A 21,519-nucleotide genomic window follows, 5' to 3' on the forward strand; every position below is an offset into this window, starting at 1 on the left:
CGGGGTTCAGCAGTCGGTCAGGCGCAGGAAGATCGCCGCCAGACGCTCGATACCGGCCTGATCCTCGAGGGTGAAACGGGCGATTTTCGGGCTGTCCAGGTCCAGCACGCCGATCAGCCGTCCATCCTTGACCAGGGGCACCACCAGCTCACTGTTGGAAGCGCTGTCGCAGGCGATATGCCCGGGGAACGCGTGCACATCCTCGACCCTCTGGGTCTGCAGGCTCGCCGCGGCCGCACCGCACACGCCACGCCCGAAGGGAATGCGCACACAGGCGATCTGGCCCTGGAACGGGCCGAGCACCAGTTCCTCGTTGCGATTGAGGTAGAACCCGGCCCAGTTCAAGTCGTCCAGCTGGTTGAACAGAAACGCCGAGAACTGCGCGGCGTTGGCGATGAAATCGCGCTCGTCGGCCAGCAACGACTCCAGCTGGGCGCACAGCAAGGCATAGCCGTCCAGGCCTTTGCCGGTGTTCTGCAGATCGATCATGCTTTTTGCTCCAACAACTGCAAACCTACCCAGTAGCGCGCGAACTGATACGCGCAGCGACCATTGCGATTGCCCCGGCCGGTGGCCCAGCGCACGGCGAGGATGTCCAGGGCTTCGTCACGCTGCCATTGCAGGCCGGCCTTGCTTCCCAACTCGCCGATCCAGTGCTCGACCACGTTCAGGTAGTGCTCCTGGGTGAAGGGATAGAACGACAGCCACAGGCCGAAGCGGTCCGACAAGGCAATCTTGTCTTCCACTGCCTCACTCGGGTGCAGCTCGCCATCGACACGCTTCCAGTTCTCGTTGTCGCTTTCCTTCTCCGGCACCAGGTGCCGGCGGTTGGAGGTGGCGTACAGCAGCACGTTGTCCGGGGCCTGCTCCAACGAGCCGTCGAGTACGCTCTTGAGTACCCGGTAGTCGCCCTCGCCCGACTCGAACGACAGGTCATCGCAGAACAGCACGAAACGCTGCGGCAGCTTGACCAGTTGCTCCACCACCCGCGGCAGGTCGGCCAGGTGATCGCGCTCGATTTCGATCAGGCGCAGGCCATGTTGGGCATGCTCGGCCAGCAGTGCGCGGACCAGCGACGATTTACCGGTGCCGCGCGAGCCCCACAGCAAGGCGTGGTTGGCCGGCAAGCCATCGAGAAACTGCCGGGTATTGCGCCCCAACTGGTCACGCTGGTTGTCGACCCCGATCAGGTCGGACAAGCGCATGTCCAGGCTGACCTCCAGCGGCAGCAGAAAACCGCTGCGGCCTTCACGCTGCCAGCGCGCGGCCAGGCATTGGCTCCAGTCGATGGCTTGTCGCGGCGCGGGCAACAGCGGCTCGATACGCGCCAGAACCGCGTCGGCGCGCTCAAGAAAAGCATTCAATCGAGATTCCACGACTTCTCCTCGGGCAGGTTCCCAGTAATGATGTGGCGCGCAGACGAAACGACCTTCCGCCGGCCGGGTCTACCGCAGGCGAACGGCGCCGGGCCCTGCCGGCACACACTGACGATCAGCTATGCTTGCCCAGCGAAGGGAAACGGAAATTGGTTCAACACCCCATGGACATCAAGTTCACCAACCGCCTGTCTTACAAGCAAGCCAGGCTCACTGTGCTGGTCGGGCTTGTCCTGGGGACGGCGCTCAGTCTGCTGCAAATCGGCATCGATTATGCCAGCGAAGATGCCTCCATCAACCGGGAAATCAACGCCCTGCTGGAAATCAGCCACAATCCGGCCTCGCGTATCGCCTACAACATCGACTCCGAACTCGCCCAGGAGCTGACGCTCGGCCTGCTGCGCTCGCCGGCGATCATCCGCGCCCGGCTGATCGACAACAACGACACCTTGCTGGCCAACGTCACCCGGCCGGCCCAGCAAAGCCCCTACCGGATGCTCAGCGACTTCCTGTTCGGCGCCAAACGCGAGTTCCAGGACCGCCTGTACCTCGATCACCTGCCCTCGGAATCCCTCGGTGTCCTGCACCTGGAAGTCGACACCTACTCGTTCGGCAGCCGCTTCCTGCGCCGTGCGGAAATCACCCTGATCAACGGTTTCGTGCGCAGCCTGATCCTCACCGGGCTGCTTCTGGCGCTGTTCTACGTGATGCTGACCAAACCCCTGGTCGGCGTCATTCGCGAACTCAGCGGCCGCGATCCGCGCAACCCCGACCAGACGCGGCTGGACTTCCCCCCCAGCCACGAACAGGACGAGATCGGCGTGCTGGTCAAGGTCGCCAACCAGCAGTTCGACAACATGGCCACCGAGATCCAGCAACGGCGCAACGCCGAAAACCGCCTGACCGACTACCTCGGGCAGTTGGAAAACATCGTCTCGGCGCGCACCACCGAGCTCAAGGCGATCAACGACCGGCTGAGCCAGTCCAACGAAGAGCTGGAAATCGCCCGTAGCACTGCCCTCGACATGGCCCAGGCGCGTGCCGCTTTCCTGGCCAACATGAGCCATGAAATCCGCACTCCGCTCAATGGCTTGCTGGGCATGATCGCCTTGTCGCTGGACAGCCCGCTGAACGCCGAACAACGCCAGCAACTGTCGATCGCCCACGACTCCGGCAAAGTGCTGGTGGAGCTGCTCAACGATATCCTCGATATGTCCAAGTTCGACGCCGGCCAGCTGGAGCTGGAACGCATCCCATTCGACCTCGGGGTGCTGGTGGAGGACACCGCCAACCTGCTGTCGCAGAACGCCGCGCCGAGCGTCGAGCTGGCCTGCCTGATCGAGCCGGAGTTCCCGGCGCTGGTGCTCGGCGACCCCACGCGCGTGCGGCAGATCGTCAGCAACCTGCTGTCCAACGCCCTCAAGTTCACCCGCTTCGGCCGTGTCGATGTGCGCCTGCGTACGCTCGAAGACGGGGTCAGGATCGAAGTCTGCGACACCGGCATCGGCATCGCCCGCGAGGCCCAGGTGAAGATCTTCCAGCCCTACACCCAGGCCGGCGCCGGGATCACCCGGCAATACGGCGGCACCGGCCTGGGCCTGGCACTGACCTACAACCTCTGCGAAGCCATGCAGGGGCGCCTGAGCATCAGCTCGGAAGTGGGTTTTGGCAGCCAGTTCTGTGCCGACCTGCCGCTGCCCTGCCACACACCGGCCAGCCCACCACAGCCACTGCACGGCCAGGTCCTGGCCATTACCTCCGAAGGCAGCGGCCTGGCCGAACTGTTGAGCGTGCAGTTGCCGTTCTGGGGGTTGGAATATCGGCGCTGCGATCTCGATGAGTCACTGCTCGGGCAGAAGCCGGATCTGTTGATCACCGACTGCCCGGAATGCCTGTTCGGCCTGCGCCCGAGCATCAGCGCGCCGATTCTGCTGGTCACCGCCTACGGCAGTTTCCTGCCCAGCGAAGAAGCCAGCGCCCTGGCGCCGTTGCAGCAACAGGCGCGGCCATTGGCGCGCAACGCCCTGTATCAGACTCTGCGCCGGGCCCTGTTGGCCGAAACCGCGGTGATCAATGAAACCCAGTTGGAAACCCTGGCGCCCCTGCGCCGGGCCTTCATCCTCTTGGTGGAAGACAACCCGGTGAACCAGCTGGTGGCCAAAGGCATGCTGAGCAAGCTCGGTTGCGAAGTGACGGTCGCCTCCCAGGGCGCCGAAGCCCTGGACGTGCTGGAGCACCAGCATTTCGACCTGGTGCTGATGGACTGCAACATGCCGGTGATGGATGGCTACGAGGCCAGCCGGCAGATCCGCCGCAGCGGCCGCTGGCCGGACCTGCCGATCGTCGCCCTGACCGCCAACGCCATGCCCGAAGAACGCGAGCGCTGCCGGGCCGCGGGCATGAGCGACTACCTGGCCAAACCCTTCCGCCGTGAAGAGCTGATTGCCCTGCTGGACCTCTGGGTGCCGACTACGACAGCGCTTTGACCTGGGCCAGCAGACGGTCCAGGCCATTGCGCAACTCGCTCAGGCTGTCGAGATCGACACCGCTGTCGCATAACAACGCGGCCTTGAGCGGCGGCACCTGATCGCGCAGGGCCAGGCCGGCCTCGCTCAGGCTCAGGTGCACCTCGCGCTCGTCGCGGGACGAACGCTGGCGCTGCACCAGTTGCAGCTGTTCAAGGCGCTTGAGCAGCGGCGTCAGGGTCCCGGAATCCAGCGCCAGGCGTTCCCCCAGCGCCTTGACCGTCGGCAGCTCTGGCGGCATGGTCTGCCATTCCCAGAGCACAAGCATCACCAGGTACTGCGGGTAGGTCAGGCCCAACTGGTCGAGCATCGGCTTGTAGCCCCGCACCACGGCCCGCGAGGCGGCGTACAGCTTGAAGCACAGCTGGCTGTCGAGTTTCAGCGAATCGGCGGACAGGTCGGTCATTGGAGCAGGGCTTCGATCTCGCGGGTCAGGTCCTGGGGCTTGGTGGCCGGGGCGAAACGCTTGACCAGCGCGCCGTCCTTGCCGATCAGGAACTTGGTGAAGTTCCACTTGATGCCCTGGGAACCCAATACCCCCGGCGCGCGTTTTTTCAACTGCACGAACAGCGGGTGCGCCTCGGCGCCATTGACGTCGATCTTCTTGAACAGCGGAAAGCTGACGCCGTAGTTCAGCTCGCAGAACTCGGAAATCGCCCCTTCGTTGCCCGGCTCCTGCTTGCCGAACTGGTTGCAGGGAAAGCCCAGCACCACCAGGCCCCGGTCCTTGTAGGTCTGCCACAGTTCTTCCAGCCCCTTGTACTGCGGGGTGAAACCGCACTTGCTCGCGGTGTTGACCACCAGCACGGCCTTGCCGGCGAAGTCGGCCAGGGTCTTTTGCTCGCCCTTGATGGTGGTGCACGGAATGTTCAGCAATGTGTCACTCATGGCGCGGACTCCAGAAACGAAAGGTGCGATAAAAATAGCGCTCAATTAAATTGCATGCAATTTAATTAGCCGGAAAGCGATTCCGAAAAATCGCCTTGGGCGCCCACTACGATCAGCGTGGAACCAGGTCCAGGCACACCGAGTTGATGCAGTAGCGCAGGCCGGTCGGCGGCGGGCCGTCCGGAAATACATGCCCCAGGTGTGCATCGCATTTGGCGCAGACCACTTCGGTACGGATCATGCCGTGGCTCAGGTCACGGATCTCGACCATGGCGCTCTCGCCGATCGGCTCGTAGAAGCTCGGCCAGCCGCAACCGGAGTCGAATTTGGCCTTGGAGTCGAACAGCGGCGCATTGCAGCAGATGCAGTGATACACACCGTCGGTCTTGGTGGCGTTGTACTTGCCCGAGAACGGCCGCTCGGTGCCTTTGAGGCGACAGACGTTGTACTGCTCTGGATCGAGCATGGCACGCCATTCTTCAAGGGGTTTTTCCAGCTTTTCCATGGTCCTTCCTCTGCAACTGAAAAAGCCCGATCTGTATCTTTTCCACGGATCGGGCGGCACGTATGATTGCGCCTCGTTAGACGCCAGTCTGGCAGCCGTGTTACACGGGTTCAAACGGATTTTGCCGCCGCGAACCCAGGCTTCAGGCCTGTGTGCAAACGCAGGATTCCCAGTACGGTAGCTCACTCACCGTCTGGATCGTTCATTTTCGGGAACACATCGCCATGCAGGTCAGCAAATCGAACAAGCTCGCCAACGTCTGTTATGACATTCGCGGCCCAGTGCTCAAGCACGCCAAACGCCTGGAAGAGGAAGGCCATCGCATCCTCAAGCTGAACATCGGCAACCCGGCGCCTTTTGGTTTCGAAGCGCCGGACGAAATCCTCCAGGACGTGATCCGCAACCTGCCGACCGCACAGGGCTACAGCGACTCCAAGGGCCTGTTCAGCGCCCGCAAGGCGGTCATGCAGTACTACCAGCAAAAGCAGGTGGAAGGCGTCGGCATCGAAGACATCTACCTGGGCAACGGCGTTTCCGAACTGATCGTCATGGCCATGCAGGCCCTGCTCAACAACGGTGACGAAGTGCTGGTACCGGCTCCGGACTACCCGCTGTGGACCGCGGCCGTGAGCCTGGCCGGCGGCAACCCGGTGCACTACCTGTGCGACGAGCAGGCCAATTGGTGGCCGGACATCGCCGACATCAAGGCCAAGATCACCCCGAACACCAAGGCCCTGGTGATCATCAACCCGAACAACCCAACCGGCGCGGTGTACCCCAAGGAAGTGTTGCTGGAGATGCTCGAACTGGCGCGCCAGCACAACCTGGTGGTGTTCTCCGACGAGATCTACGACAAGATCCTCTACGATGACGCCGTGCACGTCTGCACCGCCTCCCTGGCGCCGGACCTGCTGTGCCTGACCTTCAACGGCCTGTCCAAGTCCTACCGGGTGGCCGGTTTCCGTTCCGGCTGGGTGGCCATTTCCGGTCCCAAGCACCACGCCCAGAGCTACATCGAAGGCATCGACATGCTGGCCAACATGCGCCTGTGCGCCAACGTGCCGAGCCAGCACGCCATCCAAACGGCGCTGGGCGGCTATCAGAGCATCAACGACCTGGTGCTGCCGCCGGGCCGCCTGCTGGAACAGCGCAACCGCACCTGGGAACTGCTCAACGACATCCCCGGCGTCAGTTGCGTCAAGCCCATGGGCGCGCTGTACGCCTTCCCGAAAATCGACCCGAAAGTCTGCCCGATCCACAACGACGAGAAGTTCGTCCTGGACCTGCTGCTCTCGGAGAAACTGCTGGTGGTTCAGGGCACCGCCTTCAACTGGCCATGGCCGGACCACTTCCGTGTCGTGACCCTGCCGCGGGTCGATGACCTGGAACAGGCGATCGGCCGTATCGGCAGCTTCCTCAAGTCGTATCGCCAGTAAGCTTGCAACGCAGTGCGACCGCCCCGGGTCGCACTGCGATTAATTCAGCAACACTTCTGTACTCCCTGCTGCGCCTACCCTTCTGTATCTTTGCCTTGCACCTCGTGCCCAGTGGTAACACGCCTCTGAAGCGCTGGTCAGCTTCCGGTGCCTTCCCCACCTGCGACAGAAAGCTCATGCAAGCGTCTAAAATCAGCCTGCAGGACACAGTTTGAAATAGTCACCCGGTTGAATAGGCTGGTGCCGCACCTTATATACCCCGCAGAACGCTACATCTTTAGCATGAGGAGATTTCTACAACCATGATGCGCATCCTGCTGTTCTTGGCCACTAACCTGGCGGTCGTGCTGATTGCCAGCATCACCCTGAGCCTTTTCGGCTTCAACGGGTTCATGGCGGCCAATGGGGTTGATCTCAACCTCAATCAGCTGCTGGTTTTCTGTGCGGTCTTTGGTTTCGCCGGTTCCCTGTTCTCGCTGTTCATCTCCAAGTGGATGGCGAAAATGAGCACCAGCACCCAGATCATTACCCAGCCTCGTACTCGTCATGAACAATGGCTGCTGCAAACCGTCGAGCAACTGTCCCGCGAAGCCGGGATCAAGATGCCCGAAGTCGGTATTTTCCCGGCCTACGAGGCCAACGCCTTTGCCACCGGCTGGAACAAGAACGACGCGCTGGTCGCGGTGAGCCAGGGCCTGCTCGAGCGCTTTTCGCCCGATGAAGTGAAAGCCGTGCTGGCCCACGAGATCGGTCACGTGGCCAACGGCGACATGGTCACCCTGGCGCTGATCCAGGGCGTGGTGAACACCTTCGTGATGTTCTTCGCGCGCATCATCGGCAACTTCGTCGACAAGGTGATTTTCAAGAACGAAGAAGGCCAGGGTATCGCCTACTACATCGCGACCATCTTCGCCGAACTGGTCCTGGGCATCCTGGCCAGCGCCATCGTCATGTGGTTCTCGCGCAAGCGCGAATTCCGTGCCGACGAAGCCGGTGCGCAACTGGCCGGTACCGCGGCAATGATCGGCGCCCTGCAACGCCTGCGCTCGGAACAGGGCCTGCCGGTGCACATGCCCGACACCCTGAATGCCTTCGGCATCAACGGTGGCCTCAAACAAGGCCTGGCTCGCATGTTCATGAGCCACCCGCCGCTGGAAGAGCGTATCGACGCACTGAGTCGTCGTCGCGGATAACGCTGGCGCAACACAAAAAAGGGCGACCCAGGTCGCCCTTTTTTATTGCCCGTGGAAAACCGGAACTCAGCGTGCTAGCAAGCGATAGACCCGCTCTTCGAGGCGGGTCACGCCACCCTGGAGAAACTTCCAGCTCTCGCCAAGGATGTCCCGCTCCTCCTCGACCCGCAGCTGCCAGCGCTTACCGAGCAAGGCCTTGGCCTCGTCATCGAGCACCGCGAAAGGCGGCCCCGCCATCAGCGCCTGGTCGTAATCCAGGGCGATCAGCAGCCCTTGGCAGCCCTGGGCCAGGATGGACTGCAGATGCACCGCATACCGCTCGCGCATCTCCGGCGGCAAGGCGATCAGCGCCGCACGGTCGTACAACGCCTGGCAGTCGGCGACATCCGTAGCCTGCAGGGCAAAAAAGTCGCCACACCAGAGCTGGATCGGGCCGTACTCATAGACCTTGAATCCACCTCGAAGGCTGACCTGCGGCTGCAACTGCTGTTCGCTGAAAAAGTCCTGGATGGCCTTCTCCGACAACTCGATACCCAGCACCTGATGCCCCTGGCTGGCCAGCCAGCTCAGGTCCAGGCTCTTGCCGCACAGCGGCACCAGCACCCGCGAACCCGGCGCCAGCCCCAGCTGAGGCCAGTAGCGCTGCAGATAAGGATTAACCTCGGACAAATGGAAGCCGATCTGATTCTGCTCCCACCGTTTGTGCCAAAACTCCGGCTGCATAAATCACCCTGAAATTCGATCAAAAACCACAAAAACTTATATTAGATTTAGATCAATGATCTGATTGAAGATGGTGCATCTTAACGCTCAGGACCTCATTCATGCTCCCTAGCCTGTTCATCTCCCACGGATCGCCGATGCTTGCCCTGGAACCCGGCGCCAGCGGCCCGGCCCTTGTCCGCCTGGCCGCCGAGCTGCCGCACCCCAAGGCTATAGTGGTGGTGTCGGCCCACTGGGAAAGCCAGAACCTGCGGGTCAGCAGCAACCCCCAACCGCAAACCTGGCATGACTTCGGTGGTTTCCCCGCGGCGCTGTTCGCCGTGCAATACCCGGCTCCCGGCCAGCCTGAGCTCGCGGAACAGGTGGCGCAGCTGCTCAGGGCCGACGGCCTGCCGGCGCAGCTCGACGACCAGCGCCCGTTCGACCATGGGGTCTGGGTGCCGCTGTCTCTGATGTACCCACAGGCGGACATTCCGGTGGTCCAGGTTTCCCTGCCCAGCCGAATGGGTCCGGCCTTGCAGACTCAGGTCGGCCATGCCCTGTCCAGCCTGCGGCAACAAGGGGTGCTATTGATCGGCTCGGGTAGCATTACCCACAATCTGCGCGAACTGGACTGGCACGCCGGCCCGGAAAGCGTCGAGCCCTGGGCCAAGGCTTTTCGCGACTGGATGATCGAGAAACTCGCCGCCAACGATGAAGCCGCGCTGCACGATTACCGTCGCCAGGCACCCAATGCGGTGCGCAGCCACCCCAGCGACGAACACCTGCTGCCGCTGTATTTCGCCAGAGGCGCCGGCGGCGACTTCAGCATCGCCCATCAAGGTTTCACCATGGGCGCGCTGGGCATGGATATCTATCGTTTCGGTTGATGCCGCTGCCAGGCCTGACGCATGGCGAGCGACAGCAGGTCCAAACACCAGGCAAAAAAATCCCCGCACCAGGCGGGGATTTTTTCGTTCAACCCATCAGCTCGGCGCCGATCAGTCTTCGCGATAGCGACGCAGCTTCAGCTGCTTGCCGGCCACGCGAGTGTCCTTCAGTTTGGTCAACAGACGCTCCAGACCTTCCTCCGGCAGCTCGACCAGGCTGAAGCTGTCACGCACCTGGATGCGACCGATGGCTTCGCGGGCCAGGCCGCCTTCGTTGAGGATGGCGCCCAGCAGGTTCTTGGCCGCGATACCGTCACGCGCGCCCAGCGCGGTACGGCAACGGGCACGACCTTCAGCCAGAGGCATCGGCGCGCGACGCTCACGCTCGCCGCGATCAGGACGATCGCCGGAACGCTCGGGACGGTCGCCACGTGGCGCACTGTTCGGCACCAGTGGGCGTTCCTTCTCGATCGCTGCCAGGTTCAGTGCCTGACCGTTGGTGGCCTTGCGCAGCAGGGCCGCGGCCAGGGCACGCGGGCTGCAACCGATATCGGCGGTCAGGCGATCCAGCAGATCACCGTGGGTCGATTCAGCGTCAGCCACCAGCGGCGACAGGCTGTTGGTCAGCTTCTTGATGCGCGCATCGAGAACGGCTTGGGCGTCCGGCAGGCGAACCTCGGCCACCTTTTGACCGGTTACACGCTCGATCACTTGCAGCATGCGGCGCTCGCGTGGAGTCACCAGCAGCAGCGCACGACCTTCGCGACCGGCACGGCCGGTACGGCCGATACGGTGCACATAGGATTCCGGGTCGTACGGCATGTCCACGTTAAATACGTGGGTGATGCGCGGTACGTCCAGGCCACGGGCGGCAACGTCGGTCGCCACAACGATGTCCAGACGGCCATCCTTGAGGGAATCGATCACGCGCTCACGCTGGTTCTGGGCGATATCGCCGTTCAGCGCAGCGGCTTTGTAGCCTTTGGCTTCCAGGGCGCTGGCCAGGTCCAGGGTCGCTTGCTTGGTGCGCACGAACATGATCAGGGCGTCGAAATCTTCCACTTCCAGCAGGCTGAGAACGGCAGAAGTCTTCTGGTCAGCGTGAACCAACAGGTGAGCCTGTTCGATCGCGGTGACGGTCTGGGTCTTGCTCTGGATCTTGACGTGTTTCGGGTCCTTCAGGTGACGCTCGGCGATCGCACGGATCGACTGCGGCAAGGTGGCCGAGAACAGTACGGTCTGGCGGGTTTCCGGCATGGCCTTGAAGATCACTTCCAGGTCATCCATGAAGCCCAGCTTGAGCATTTCGTCGGCTTCGTCGAGAACCAGGTGGTTCACGGTCGCCAGGACTTTTTCGTCGCGACGCAGGTGGTCGCACAGACGGCCCGGAGTGGCGACAACGATCTGTGCGCCATTACGGATTGCTTTCAGTTGTGGGCCCATCGGCGCGCCGCCGTAGACAGCCACAACAGTTACGCCCGGCATTTGCTTGGCGTAGGTTTCGAAAGCGGTTGCAACTTGCAGCGCCAACTCACGGGTTGGGGCCAGGATCAGAGCTTGCGGCTCGCGCTTGGACGGATCAATGCGGTGCAGGATAGGCAGGGCGAACGCGGCGGTCTTACCGGTACCGGTTTGCGCCTGGCCAATCATATCGTGACCGGCGAGGATGATCGGGATCGACTGCTGCTGAATGGCCGAAGGCTCTTCATAGCCGGTAGCGACTACTGCAGCGACAATATTGGGATGAAGTTCAAGAGCGGCGAAGCCGCCGATTTCCTGGGTCATGGGTCTGCCTCTAAGTGCATCCGCAAAGACCCATGCTCCAAAGCTGCGCATGCCGTGTAAGACTCAAGAGTCACCCTGGCAGCTTTGTCGGCGGGGATTTGCGAAAACGATTGAAAGAAATGAACGTCAAGGATAGTCCGCGCAGCGGACAAGCAGCCGAAGCTGACTTCGGGGAATTGCATCACCTAAACGAGGCCCGGTTAAAGGCCGGCGCGCACTATACCGGAATTACTCAAAAAAGGGAGTTTTTTTTATCGGAAAAACCCGCTGAATACCTAGTTGTCACAGGCTTTGCGGATAATCCGGCAAAGGTCTATTTTGCACAGGCCCACGCCTGTCGGGGGATGACGCTTAAACGGTTCATCTTGCCGACCGATACCGTCGGTCCGAGACACTCTTTACCGTCCGAGGAAATGCCCCATGAGCCAGCCCAGTTGCAGTCGCGTCAGCCGTGAACAACGTGGTCATCTCTTCCTCATCGGCCTGGACCGGGTCGCCAAGCGCAACGCCTTCGACCTGCAGTTGCTCGATCAGCTCAGCCTGGCCTATGGCGAGTTCGAGGCCAGCAGCGAGGCCCGGGTCGCCGTGGTGTTCGGCCATGGCGAGCACTTTACCGCGGGGCTGGACCTGGCCAACGTCGGGGCCAAGCTCGCCAAAGGCTGGCAGGCACCGGCCGGTGGCTGCGACCCCTGGGGTGTCTTCGCCGGGCCACGGGTCAGCAAACCGGTAATAGTCGCGGTGCAGGGCTACTGCCTGACCATAGGCATCGAGCTGATGCTGGCGGCGGATATCAACCTGTGCGCCAGCAATACCCGCTTCGCCCAGCTGGAAGTGCAACGCGGCATCTTTCCCTTCGGTGGCGCCACCCTGCGTTTGCATCAGATCGCCGGCTGGGGCAACGCCATGCGCTGGCTGCTCACCGGCGACGAATTCGACGCCCATGAAGCGCTGCGCCTGGGGCTGGTGCAGGAGGTGATGGCCAGCGAAGACCTGTTGCCCCGCGCCCTGGCTCTCGCCGAACGGATCGCCAGCCAGGCCCCGCTGGGGGTTCAGGCGACCCTGATGTCGGCCCGGCAAGCCCGGCTTGAAGGGGAAAGTGCGGCGGCACAGGGGCTGCCGCCGCTGGTGAAGAAGCTATTGAACAGCGAGGACGCCAAGGAAGGTGTGCGAGCGATGGTCGAAAAGCGCCCGGGGGTGTTCAAGGGGTGTTGAGCGGTCCGGACAGGTGGCGAATGTGAGGCCTTATCGCGGGCAAGCCTCGCTCCTACAGATGCGCTCGGCCAGCAAACTCAGGTCGCCGGCCGGATGCACTTGATCAACGACTGCAACGAATAGCCCAGGCGCGGCGCCAGCGCCTCGGCCCGGGCGCTCAAGCCGTCCATGTCCAGATCCTGGTCCAGGTCGGACGGAACGATCAGAATCACGTTGCCCTCCTTCACCGGCAGCTCCCAGTAATGCCGGTGGTAAAGCCCGCGCAGCAAGGCCGCACCGAGTGGCTTGCCATCGTCGGTGGCCCACTGGTTGATCACCAGCCAGCCGCCCGGATTGAGGCGCTTCTGGCAGTTCTCCAGGAAACCCCAGGCCAGGTGCCCGACGCCCGGCCCGACGTCGGTATACAGGTCGACGAAAATCAGGTCCGCCGACTCGGCGCTGTCCAGCAGTTCGAGCGCATCGCCGACCCGGATATAGAGACGCGGATCGTCATCCAGCCCCAGGTACTCGATGGCCAGGCGCGGTACGTCCGGGCGCAGTTCGATGGCCTCGACATCTTCCAGCGGCAGGAACTTGAGGCAGGCCTGGGTCAGGGTGCCGGCGCCCAGGCCGAGAAACAGCGCGCTCTCGGGCTGTTCATGGCACAGCGCCCCAATCAGCATGGCCCGGGTGTAGTCGTACTCCAGCCAGCTCGGGTCGGCGGTAAACACGCAGCTCTGCTCGATGGCATCGCCAAATTCGAGGAAGCGGTAATCCGCCACTTCCAGTACCCGAATCATGCCGAACTCATCGTGCACTTCGGCGAGCAGGCGCTCGACGCGCTCCTCAGTCATCTCTTCTCCTAGCCGCGACGGGGCTCAACCTCGCCGTCGCGATAAACCGGCCGCTCGGCGCCGAGCGGGAAAGGCGCGATTGTCCGCGAACCGGCGGGAACAGGTCACGCACTAATTGCTGATAACATGCCTGTCCGACCTTAAAAAACACCCGAGTCCATGATGAGCCAACCCTGGAGTCCTGACAGCTGGCGCGCCCTGCCGATCCAGCAACAACCCGCCTACCCCGACGCCGCCCACCTGTTGCAGGTCGAGCAGACCCTGGCCAGCTACCCGCCGCTGGTGTTTGCCGGCGAAGCCCGCGAGCTGCGCCGCCAGTTTGCCGAGGTGACCCAGGGCCGCGCCTTTCTGCTGCAGGGCGGCGATTGCGCCGAGAGCTTCGCCGAGTTCTCCGCGGCGAAGATCCGCGACACCTTCAAGGTCCTGCTGCAGATGGCGATCGTCATGACCTTCGCCGCCGGTTGCCCGGTGGTCAAGGTCGGGCGCATGGCCGGCCAGTTCGCCAAGCCGCGCTCGGCCAATGACGAAACCATCAATGGCGTGACCTTGCCGGCCTACCGCGGCGATATCGTCAACGGCATCGGCTTTGACGCAAAAAGCCGGGTGCCGGACCCGGACCGCCTGCTGCAGTCCTACCACCAGGCCACCGCCACCCTGAACCTGCTGCGCGCCTTTGCCCAAGGCGGCTTTGCCGACCTGCACCAGGTGCACAAATGGAACCTGGACTTCATCGCCAACTCCGCCCTGGCCGAGAAGTACAGCCAGCTGGCCGACCGCATCGACGAAACCCTGGCCTTCATGCGCGCCTGCGGCATGGACAGCTCGCCGCAATTACGCGAGACCAGTTTCTTCACCGCCCACGAGGCGCTGCTGCTGAACTATGAAGAAGCCTTCGTCCGTCGCGACAGCCTGACCAACGACTACTACGACTGCTCGGCGCACATGCTGTGGATCGGCGATCGCACCCGCCAGCTCGACGGCGCCCACGTCGAGTTCCTGCGCGGGGTGAATAACCCGATCGGGGTCAAGGTCGGCCCGAGCATGAACACCGAGGAGCTGATCCGCCTGATCGACATCCTCAACCCGGACAACGACCCGGGCCGCCTGAACCTGATCGTGCGCATGGGCGCGAACAAGGTCGGCGACCATCTGCCACAGCTGATCCGCGCGGTGGAAGGCGAAGGCAAGAAGGTGCTGTGGAGTTCCGACCCGATGCATGGCAACACCATCAAGGCCAGCAGCGGTTACAAGACCCGCGACTTCGCGCAGATCCTCACTGAGGTGAAGCAGTTCTTCCAAGTCCATGAAGCCGAGGGCAGTTATGCCGGCGGTATCCACATCGAGATGACCGGGCAGAACGTCACCGAGTGCATCGGTGGCGCGCGGCCGATTACCGAAGATGCCTTGTCGGATCGCTACCACACCCATTGCGACCCGCGGATGAACGCCGATCAGTCGCTGGAACTGGCGTTCCTGATTGCCGAGACCTTGAAACAGGTCAAGCGTTGAACCCGTAGCGCTCGATCATCCAGGAAACGGTGCTGGATGATCGACGCTCTTCAAAGAAACGCACGCAAGCGCTGGGCGCTGGCCCTCGGGCAATTGAGCTGGACGTCGGCGAGCCCCAACCAATTGGCCATATCCCGCAAGTTGCTCGCCAGCGCCTGCATTCCCTGCTCGTCCAGCCCCTGCTCTTCCTCATGCACGGCATGCACCGCCAGGCGCCCCTGCGCCCTTTCTGCCCGCAGGTCGACCCGCGCGGCGATCCGTTCGTGGTGCAGAAACGGCAGCACGTAATAGCCATACACCCGCTTGTGCTGCGGCGTGTAGATCTCCAGCCGATAGCGAAAGTCGAACAGGCGCTCGGTGCGGCTGCGCTCCCAGATCAGCGAGTCGAAGGGGGAAAGCAAGGCGCTGGCCGGCACGGTGCGCGGCACCTTCACCTGCGGCAGGCAATAGGCCGCTTGCTTCCAGCCCGCCACCTCGCAGGCCAGCAGTTCGCCGCCTTCCAGCAATTCCGCCAGGCGTGCCCGGCTGTCTGCCGGTTCCAGGCGAAAGTAGTCACGCAGATCCTTCTCGGTGGCCACGCCCAAGGCACTGGCGGCATGCAACAGCAAACCGCGCTGGGCGTCGGCTTCGCTGAGCTGCGAATGTTGCAGGATGCTCAAAGGAATCACCCGCTCCGGCAAGTCGTACAAGCGCTCGAACCCACGTCGGCCGGCGACCGTCACCTCACCGGCGGCGAACAGCCATTCCAGTGCGTGCTTCTCCGCGCTCCAGTCCCACCAGGGGCCGGCGCGCTCCTCGCGGGTCGACAGGCTGCCCGCGCCGAGGGCGCCCTGTTCCTCGACCGCGGCCAGCACCCGGCAGATAGTCGCCTGCTGCTCCTGGCCGAAACGCGCCAACTGCTGGTAGATCCCCAGCCCCTGGCTGGCCCGCCGCATGCGCCAGCGCATCAGCGGGTACAGCGACAGCGGCAGCAACGAGGCTTCGTGCCCCCAGTACTCGAACAACGTGCGTTGCCGGCCCTGGCTCCAGGCAGCCTGGTCCAGCAGTTGCGCGGGATAGTCGCCCAGGCGGGAAAACAGCGGCAGGTAGTGCGAGCGCACCAGGGCGTTGACCGAATCGATCTGCAGGATGCCCAGGCGCGCGATCAGGCGATTGACCTGTGCCGGCCTGATCGTCGCAGGCAGCGGCCGCCCGGAAAAACCTTGGGCGGCCAGCGCCAGACGTCGAGCCTGCTTGAGGGAAAAGGACAGTTCTGCGGGCATGGCAATCTCCTTGTCTGCCCGCAAACTACCTCAGTGAGAAGTGGCTTGTGTAGCGCTTTGACATTCACTTGTGCATCGGGTCGTCCCAGAACGGCCGCACGGTCTCCCGTTCCACATCCGCGCGACTGAGGCCGATATCCTTCAGCGCCTCGTCACTCATGCCGGCCAGCATGATCCGTTCACGGTGCAGCTCATGCCAGCGGACAATCCGTTGCAGCAGATGCCGCAAGGAAAAGCCATGCCATGCAAACCGGTGAGCCAGTACAAAACCTTTTTGACCTTTCATCGTCTTGCCCTCCAGTGGGGATGGCTCAAGTCTCCCCCCAGGGCTAAGATCAATCCAACGAATGTTTCTTATGCAATACATCTCGGAGTTTGATGAATTGTCCAGCTACCCAAGCATTGATACCGAGGTCTTGCGCACCTTCGTCGCCATCGCCGATCAGGGCGGCTTCACCAAGGCCGGGGAGCAGGTCAATCGCACCCAGTCCGCGGTGAGCATGCAGATGAAGCGGCTCGAGGAGGACGTGCTGCAACGCCAGTTGTTCCAGCGCGAGGGTCGCCAGGTGCGCCTGACCGCCGAAGGCCAGGTGCTGCTGGGTTACGCGCGGCGCATCCTGAAACTGCACAGCGAGGTATTCAACACCCTGCGCGAGCCGCACATGGTCGGCACCGTACGTATCGGTACGCCAGACGATTACGTGATGCGCTTTCTACCGGGGATCCTGTCGCGGTTTGCCCAGGCCTATCCCTTGATCCAGATCGAAGTGCATTGCGAGTCGTCCAAGCAATTGTTGCTGCGCCAGGACCTGGACCTGTCCATCGTCACCCGCGAGCCGGGCAGCGAAATTGGCCAGTTGCTGCGCAAGGAGCGTTTCGTCTGGGCCGAGGCCCAGGGTTTCTGCCCCCACGAACAGACGCCGCTGCCCCTGGCGATGTTCAACAGCGATTGCTTTTGCAGGCAGTGGGCCTGCAATGCACTGGACGCCGCCGGTCGCGACTATCGTATTGCCTATAACAGCTCCAGCCTGTCGGCACTGATGGCCGTGGTCAGCGCCGGCCTGGCGATCACTGCGCAACTGGAAAGCCTGATCACCCCCGACATGCGCATCCTGGGCGCCGCCGAAGACCTGCCCCTGCTGCCCGAAGCCAGCATCATGCTGGTGCGCAACCTCAACACGCCCTCGCCCATCACCGAATGCCTGGCCGAACACATAGTCGAAGGCTTCAAACTTTAAAGGCGAGCATCACCGCACAGACCACCAGGAAGCCGCAGAACAGCCCGCGCAGCATTCGCTCGGGCAGCGCATGGGCGATTTTCACGCCCCAACTGATGCTCAGCAGGCCACCTGCCGCCAACGGCAGGCCGATCATCCAGTCCACTTCCTGATGCACCCCGTAGGTCACCAGCGTCACCCCGGTGCTCGGCAGGGCCAGGGCCAGCGAAAGCCCCTGGGCGACCACCTGGGTGGTGCCGAACAGGCTGGTCAGCACCGGCGTGGCGACCACTGCGCCGCCGACGCCGAACAGCCCGCCCATGGTTCCGGAAGCCGCACCCAGCACGCCGAGCCACGGCCAGGGGTAACGCATCTGCGCCGAAGCCGGGACATTGCCCAGGAACATGCGCAACAGGTTGTAGGCCGACAACGCCACCAGGAACGCAACGAAGCCTATCCGCATGACCTGGGCATCGATGCCCACCGCCCAGATCGAACCGAGCCAGGCAAAACAGAAGCCCATCAGGGCCAACGGCAAGGCATGCCGCGCCTCGATCCGGTTGCGCTGGTGATAACGCCACAACGCGAGCATCACGTTAGGGACCACCATCACCAACGCCGTGCCCTGGGCGATCTGCTGGTCCAACCCGAACAGCACGCCCAGCACCGGGATCGCGATCAGGCCGCCACCGATCCCGAACAAGCCGCCCACCGTGCCCAGCGCCGCGCCCAACACCACATACATTGCTAAATCGATCACCGCCGCTCTCCTCACCTCAGGCCTTGCATGCTACGCAGTCGGCTCTGGTGCGGAAACGCACAGCAACGCACAATGGCTTTGCCAAATTCGCATAAGCAAGTGCCTGCCATGAACCCTAATGCCCTCACCGACCAGCTCGGCCTGTTCCTCGATGTGCTGGAAACCGGGAGTTTTTCCGCCGCCGCGCGCCGGCATCCCCTGACTCCTTCGGCGGTGGCCCGGCGTATAGACAGCCTGGAAAACGCCATCGGCAGCAAGCTGTTCATGCGCACCACCCACGCGGTGGTGGCGACGGCGGCTGGCCAGGCCTTCGCCGAACGCGCCCGGCGCATCGTCGCCGAACTGCAACTGGCGCGAGCGGAAGCCGTGTCCTTGAGCCACGCGCCGGAAGGCCTGATCCGCATCGACGCTCCCGCGGCGTTCGGCCGGCGACACCTGGCGCCGGCGATCGCCGATTTCCTGATGCTCTATCCGGGGCTGGATGTGCAGTTGCACCTGATCGACAGCTTCGTCGACATGCAGGGCTCGCACCTGGGCAAGGTCGACCTGGTGCTGCGCGCCGGGCAAAGGGTCGATACCCGCATGGTGGCGACCTCACTGGCGAGCATCGTGCGCATCGCCTGCGCCAGCCCGGCCTACCTCAAGCTTCGTGGCACTCCGGTCCATCCCGCCGAACTGAGCCAGCACGACGGCCTGGACTGGGACGGCCTGGCTCCGCTGTTCGCCTGGCGCTTCGAACTGGGCGGGCAACTGCAGACCCACCGCCCACAACGCATCCGCCTGAGCGCCAACAATGCTGAAGCGCTATTGTCCGGTGCCCTGGCCGGGCTGGGCATCGCCCACCTGCCGACCTGGCTGGCCAGCGAATACCTGCTGCGCGGTGAACTGTTGCCGTTGTTCTGCGAAACCGGCCTGCCCAAACCGGAAAGCGCCGGCATCTATGCCTTGCGCCTGGAACAGCACACCAACGCCCGCAGCCGCCTGTTGCTGGAATACCTGAAGACTCGCTTCAGCCCGATTCCGCCCTGGGATCTGGCCCTGCAGAGCGCCATGGGCTGAGGGCCGGCGAGAATTATCTGGCGCATTAAAGATTTGCCCGCTAGATTCAGGGCGAGTATCGATCAAGGCCCGACCATGAACACCAAAGGCTCCACCCCGGAAAAAAAATGCGACGATCTGCTGCTGGACAACCAGCTGTGCTTCGCCCTGCACTCGACTTCGCTGCTGATGACCAAAGTCTATAAACCGCTGCTGCAGGAGCTGGGCCTGACTTATCCCCAGTACCTGGCGATGATGGTGCTCTGGGAGCAGGACGGCCTGACCGTCGGCGAGATCAGCAGCCGCCTGCTGACCGATCCCGGTTCATTGACGCCCTTGCTCAAGCGCCTGGAGGCCGAGGGCCTGCTGAGCCGTACCCGCAGCCGCGAAGACGAACGGGTGGTGATCATCGAGCTGAGCGAGCAAGGGCGGGCCCTGTATGACCGGGCGCGCGGCGTTCCCCAATGCATCCTCGGCGCCAGCGGCCTGACCCTGGAACAGCTGCGCAAACTGCAGGCTGACCTGCTGAACCTGCGCGGCCATCTGCAAGACAGCCTTTAACCGCGCTCTCGCGAGCACGCCCTGCCCCTCCTGCAGCGGCGCTTGCTCGCGATCCTCTCTGTTTCGACACCGCCAACAGCGTATCGACGAAAAAATTTCTCGATAAAAATATTATTTAAATCAGCCGCTTAGACAAAAAACCTGGGCTGCCGGCAAGCATTTCCGAGTTTTTTTCAAAAATTTATCTTGCGCGCTAAATATTTGAGCGGTACATTTATTTCGCACTTACTTAGCGCGCAAATATTTAGCGCAAAAATTCGAAAACCAAGAGGCTCACATCATGCAAACTCTCTATACCGCAGTCGCAACCGCAACCGGTGGCCGTGATGGTCGCGCCGTCTCCAGCGACAACATCCTCGACGTCAAGCTCGCCACCCCCAAAGAACTCGGTGGTGCCGGCGGCCAGGCCACCAACCCTGAACAACTCTTCGCCGCCGGCTACTCCGCCTGCTTTATCGGCGCCCTGAAATTCGTCGCCAGCCAGAGCAAACGCAAGATCCCGGACAACGCCTCGATCACCGCCCATGTCGGCATCGGCCAGATTCCTGGCGGATTCGGCCTGGACATCGACCTGCACATCAGCCTGCCAGGTCTTGAACAGAGCGATGCGCAATCTCTGGTCGAAGCAGCTCACCAGGTCTGCCCTTACTCCAACGCCACCCGCGGCAACGTCGACGTACGTCTGCACGTGACTGTCTAACCCAACTGCGTACCAGCACCCGCACCGCCCAGGAGACGAACATGAACACTTTCAGCAAGGTCTTGACCGGTAGCCTTCTCGCCCTGTCCATCAGCACGGCCTCCGCCGAAGGCGGGGTCGAACACAACACCCAGGCGTTCCTCGACGCCTTGAACGCCGGCAGCGGCAAGCCGATGGAGCAGATGACGCCAAAAGAGGCCCGGGCCGTGCTGGTCGGTGCCCAGGCCGGGGTCAAGCTGACGCTGCCCAAGGCGGATGTCAGCCAGAAGACCATCAAGGTCGACGGCCAGGACATCAGCCTGACCATCGTCAGGCCGGCCGGGGTGAAAGGCACGTTGCCAGTGTTCATGTTTTTCCACGGCGGCGGCTGGGTACTGGGCGACTTCCCGACCCACGAGCGGCTGGTGCGGGACCTGGTGGTGGGCTCCGGGGCGGCGGCGGTGTTCGTCAATTACACGCCGTCTCCGGAAGCTCATTACCCGGTGGCGATCAATCAGGCTTACGCGGCAACCAAGTGGGTGGCCGAGCATGGCCAGGAAATCAACATCGACGGCAAGCGCCTGGCGGTTGCCGGCAACAGCGTCGGCGGCAACATGGCGGCCGTGGTCAGCCTGATGGCCAAGGACAAGGGCACGCCGGCGATCCGGTTCCAGCTGCTGCTGTGGCCGGTGACCGACGCGAATTTCGAGACGGCGTCGTACAACCAGTATGCCGAGGGGCACTTCCTCAGCAAAAACATGATGAAGTGGTTCTGGGACAACTACACCACCGACGCCCGGCAGCGTAACGAGATCTACGCCTCGCCGCTGCGCGCCACCAGCGCCCAGCTCAAGGGCCTGCCTCCCGCGCTGGTCCAGACGGCCGGTGCCGATGTGCTGCGCGACGAAGGCGAAGCCTACGCCCGCAAGCTGGACGAAGCCGGCGTGACCGTGACCTCGGTGCGCTACAACGGGATGATCCACGACTACGGCCTGCTCAACGTGGTCAGCCAGGTACCCGCGGTGCGTTCGGCCCTGCTGCAAGCCAGCGAAGAGCTCAAGCAACACCTGAAGTAAGGCTGTCACTGATCTTCGGCCACAAAAAAGCCCGACTCGATGGTCGGGCTTTTTTGTACGCGAGAATTCAAG

At 62.9% G+C, this 21,519-nt stretch carries 23 protein-coding genes; 12 read left to right on the top strand and 11 right to left on the bottom strand.

The genetic code is table 11. The annotated features are described in order from the left end of the window. Window positions 1-6: 6 nt before the first annotated feature. Together msrC and H0I86_RS21510 are read right to left on the bottom strand one after the other, a co-directional pair. Window positions 7-489, bottom strand: a complete 483-nt coding sequence (gene msrC / locus H0I86_RS21505; protein WP_007931444.1) for a free L-methionine (R)-S-oxide reductase MsrC — start codon at window positions 487-489, stop codon at window positions 7-9. Continuing rightward, window positions 486-1,376, bottom strand: a complete 891-nt coding sequence (locus H0I86_RS21510; RefSeq protein ID WP_023966250.1) for an ATP-binding protein — start codon at window positions 1,374-1,376, stop codon at window positions 486-488. Before H0I86_RS21510 ends, msrC begins: the two co-directional genes overlap by 4 nt. 164 nt (window positions 1,377-1,540) lie before the next feature. Here H0I86_RS21510 and H0I86_RS21515 point away from each other — a divergent pair, with 164 nt between their 5' ends. Beyond that, window positions 1,541-3,862: a hybrid sensor histidine kinase/response regulator gene (locus tag H0I86_RS21515; protein ID WP_180922116.1), complete on the top strand. Its 2,322-nt coding sequence runs from the start codon at window positions 1,541-1,543 to the stop codon at window positions 3,860-3,862. Here H0I86_RS21515 and H0I86_RS21520 read toward each other — a convergent pair. From H0I86_RS21520 to msrB, 3 genes are all read right to left on the bottom strand, one after another. Then, window positions 3,846-4,307, bottom strand: coding sequence for a MarR family winged helix-turn-helix transcriptional regulator (locus tag H0I86_RS21520; protein WP_180922117.1), 462 nt, complete (start codon window positions 4,305-4,307; stop codon window positions 3,846-3,848). The two genes, H0I86_RS21515 and H0I86_RS21520, sit on opposite strands and share 17 nt — an antisense overlap. Then, entirely contained in the window at window positions 4,304-4,789 is a 486-nt protein-coding gene (locus tag H0I86_RS21525; RefSeq protein ID WP_009050113.1) for a glutathione peroxidase, read from the bottom strand. Before H0I86_RS21525 ends, H0I86_RS21520 begins: the two co-directional genes overlap by 4 nt. A gap of 112 nt (window positions 4,790-4,901) precedes the next feature. Further along, the gene (gene msrB, locus H0I86_RS21530) at window positions 4,902-5,294 is read right to left on the bottom strand and encodes a peptide-methionine (R)-S-oxide reductase MsrB (protein WP_180922118.1); all 393 of its coding nucleotides are present in this window, start codon (window positions 5,292-5,294) and stop codon (window positions 4,902-4,904) included. A gap of 224 nt (window positions 5,295-5,518) precedes the next feature. On the opposite strand from msrB, the gene H0I86_RS21535 reads away from it, so the two are divergent. After that, complete coding sequence (locus H0I86_RS21535; RefSeq protein ID WP_009050115.1) at window positions 5,519-6,730, top strand: pyridoxal phosphate-dependent aminotransferase; 1,212 nt, start codon at window positions 5,519-5,521, stop codon at window positions 6,728-6,730. A 302-nt stretch (window positions 6,731-7,032) separates the two neighbouring features. Further along, complete coding sequence (gene htpX / locus H0I86_RS21540; RefSeq protein ID WP_007931437.1) at window positions 7,033-7,923, top strand: protease HtpX; 891 nt, start codon at window positions 7,033-7,035, stop codon at window positions 7,921-7,923. Window positions 7,924-7,989: 66 nt separating this feature from the next. Here the strand turns inward: htpX and H0I86_RS21545 are convergent, their stop codons facing one another. Further along, window positions 7,990-8,646 carry a thiopurine S-methyltransferase gene (locus H0I86_RS21545; RefSeq protein ID WP_180922119.1) on the bottom strand — a complete coding sequence of 219 codons (657 nt, stop codon included), beginning with the start codon at window positions 8,644-8,646 and terminating at the stop codon, window positions 7,990-7,992. A 101-nt stretch (window positions 8,647-8,747) separates the two neighbouring features. On the opposite strand from H0I86_RS21545, the gene H0I86_RS21550 reads away from it, so the two are divergent. After that, entirely contained in the window at window positions 8,748-9,515 is a 768-nt protein-coding gene (locus H0I86_RS21550) for a DODA-type extradiol aromatic ring-opening family dioxygenase (protein WP_180922120.1), read from the top strand. Window positions 9,516-9,626: 111 nt separating this feature from the next. On the opposite strand, the gene H0I86_RS21555 is transcribed toward H0I86_RS21550, so the two are convergent. Next, complete coding sequence (locus tag H0I86_RS21555) at window positions 9,627-11,300, bottom strand: DEAD/DEAH box helicase (protein ID WP_007931434.1); 1,674 nt, start codon at window positions 11,298-11,300, stop codon at window positions 9,627-9,629. 119 nt (window positions 11,301-11,419) lie between these two features. On the opposite strand from H0I86_RS21555, the gene H0I86_RS21560 reads away from it, so the two are divergent. Both H0I86_RS21560 and H0I86_RS21565 read left to right on the top strand, forming a co-directional pair. Continuing rightward, window positions 11,420-11,755: a hypothetical protein gene (locus tag H0I86_RS21560; protein ID WP_180922121.1), complete on the top strand. Its 336-nt coding sequence runs from the start codon at window positions 11,420-11,422 to the stop codon at window positions 11,753-11,755. Then, the gene (locus tag H0I86_RS21565; protein ID WP_180922122.1) at window positions 11,721-12,512 is read left to right on the top strand and encodes a crotonase/enoyl-CoA hydratase family protein; all 792 of its coding nucleotides are present in this window, start codon (window positions 11,721-11,723) and stop codon (window positions 12,510-12,512) included. Before H0I86_RS21560 ends, H0I86_RS21565 begins: the two co-directional genes overlap by 35 nt. Before the next feature lie 77 nt (window positions 12,513-12,589). Here the strand turns inward: H0I86_RS21565 and H0I86_RS21570 are convergent, their stop codons facing one another. Next, the gene (locus H0I86_RS21570; protein ID WP_009050119.1) at window positions 12,590-13,345 is read right to left on the bottom strand and encodes a spermidine synthase; all 756 of its coding nucleotides are present in this window, start codon (window positions 13,343-13,345) and stop codon (window positions 12,590-12,592) included. Between the two features lie 162 nt (window positions 13,346-13,507). Between H0I86_RS21570 and H0I86_RS21575 the strand changes: the two genes are divergently transcribed. Next, window positions 13,508-14,854: a class II 3-deoxy-7-phosphoheptulonate synthase gene (locus tag H0I86_RS21575; protein ID WP_097304555.1), complete on the top strand. Its 1,347-nt coding sequence runs from the start codon at window positions 13,508-13,510 to the stop codon at window positions 14,852-14,854. 50 nt (window positions 14,855-14,904) lie between these two features. Here the strand turns inward: H0I86_RS21575 and H0I86_RS21580 are convergent, their stop codons facing one another. Together H0I86_RS21580 and H0I86_RS21585 are read right to left on the bottom strand one after the other, a co-directional pair. Then, window positions 14,905-16,116, bottom strand: a complete 1,212-nt coding sequence (locus H0I86_RS21580) for a winged helix-turn-helix domain-containing protein (protein WP_180922123.1) — start codon at window positions 16,114-16,116, stop codon at window positions 14,905-14,907. A gap of 64 nt (window positions 16,117-16,180) precedes the next feature. Further along, window positions 16,181-16,402 (bottom strand): DUF1127 domain-containing protein, encoded by a 222-nt coding sequence (locus H0I86_RS21585; protein ID WP_180922124.1) that lies wholly within the window; start codon window positions 16,400-16,402, stop codon window positions 16,181-16,183. 97 nt (window positions 16,403-16,499) lie between these two features. Here H0I86_RS21585 and H0I86_RS21590 point away from each other — a divergent pair, with 97 nt between their 5' ends. Then, window positions 16,500-17,354 carry a LysR substrate-binding domain-containing protein gene (locus H0I86_RS21590; RefSeq protein ID WP_162136185.1) on the top strand — a complete coding sequence of 285 codons (855 nt, stop codon included), beginning with the start codon at window positions 16,500-16,502 and terminating at the stop codon, window positions 17,352-17,354. Here H0I86_RS21590 and H0I86_RS21595 read toward each other — a convergent pair. Continuing rightward, complete coding sequence (locus H0I86_RS21595) at window positions 17,344-18,093, bottom strand: sulfite exporter TauE/SafE family protein (RefSeq protein WP_180922125.1); 750 nt, start codon at window positions 18,091-18,093, stop codon at window positions 17,344-17,346. The genes H0I86_RS21590 and H0I86_RS21595 overlap by 11 nt on opposite strands. Window positions 18,094-18,201: 108 nt before the next feature. On the opposite strand from H0I86_RS21595, the gene H0I86_RS21600 reads away from it, so the two are divergent. The 4 genes from H0I86_RS21600 (at window position 18,202) to H0I86_RS21615 (ending at window position 21,447) form a co-directional block, all read left to right on the top strand. After that, the gene (locus tag H0I86_RS21600) at window positions 18,202-19,152 is read left to right on the top strand and encodes a LysR family transcriptional regulator (RefSeq protein WP_180922126.1); all 951 of its coding nucleotides are present in this window, start codon (window positions 18,202-18,204) and stop codon (window positions 19,150-19,152) included. Between the two features lie 75 nt (window positions 19,153-19,227). Then, window positions 19,228-19,692, top strand: coding sequence for a MarR family winged helix-turn-helix transcriptional regulator (locus H0I86_RS21605; protein ID WP_180922127.1), 465 nt, complete (start codon window positions 19,228-19,230; stop codon window positions 19,690-19,692). A gap of 280 nt (window positions 19,693-19,972) precedes the next feature. After that, complete coding sequence (locus H0I86_RS21610; RefSeq protein WP_180922128.1) at window positions 19,973-20,392, top strand: organic hydroperoxide resistance protein; 420 nt, start codon at window positions 19,973-19,975, stop codon at window positions 20,390-20,392. A gap of 41 nt (window positions 20,393-20,433) precedes the next feature. Beyond that, window positions 20,434-21,447 carry an alpha/beta hydrolase gene (locus tag H0I86_RS21615; protein ID WP_180922129.1) on the top strand — a complete coding sequence of 338 codons (1,014 nt, stop codon included), beginning with the start codon at window positions 20,434-20,436 and terminating at the stop codon, window positions 21,445-21,447. The last annotated feature ends 72 nt before the right edge of the window (window positions 21,448-21,519 follow it).

Source organism: Pseudomonas chlororaphis subsp. aurantiaca, assembly GCF_013466605.1.
GTDB lineage: Bacteria > Pseudomonadota > Gammaproteobacteria > Pseudomonadales > Pseudomonadaceae > Aquipseudomonas > Aquipseudomonas chlororaphis_I.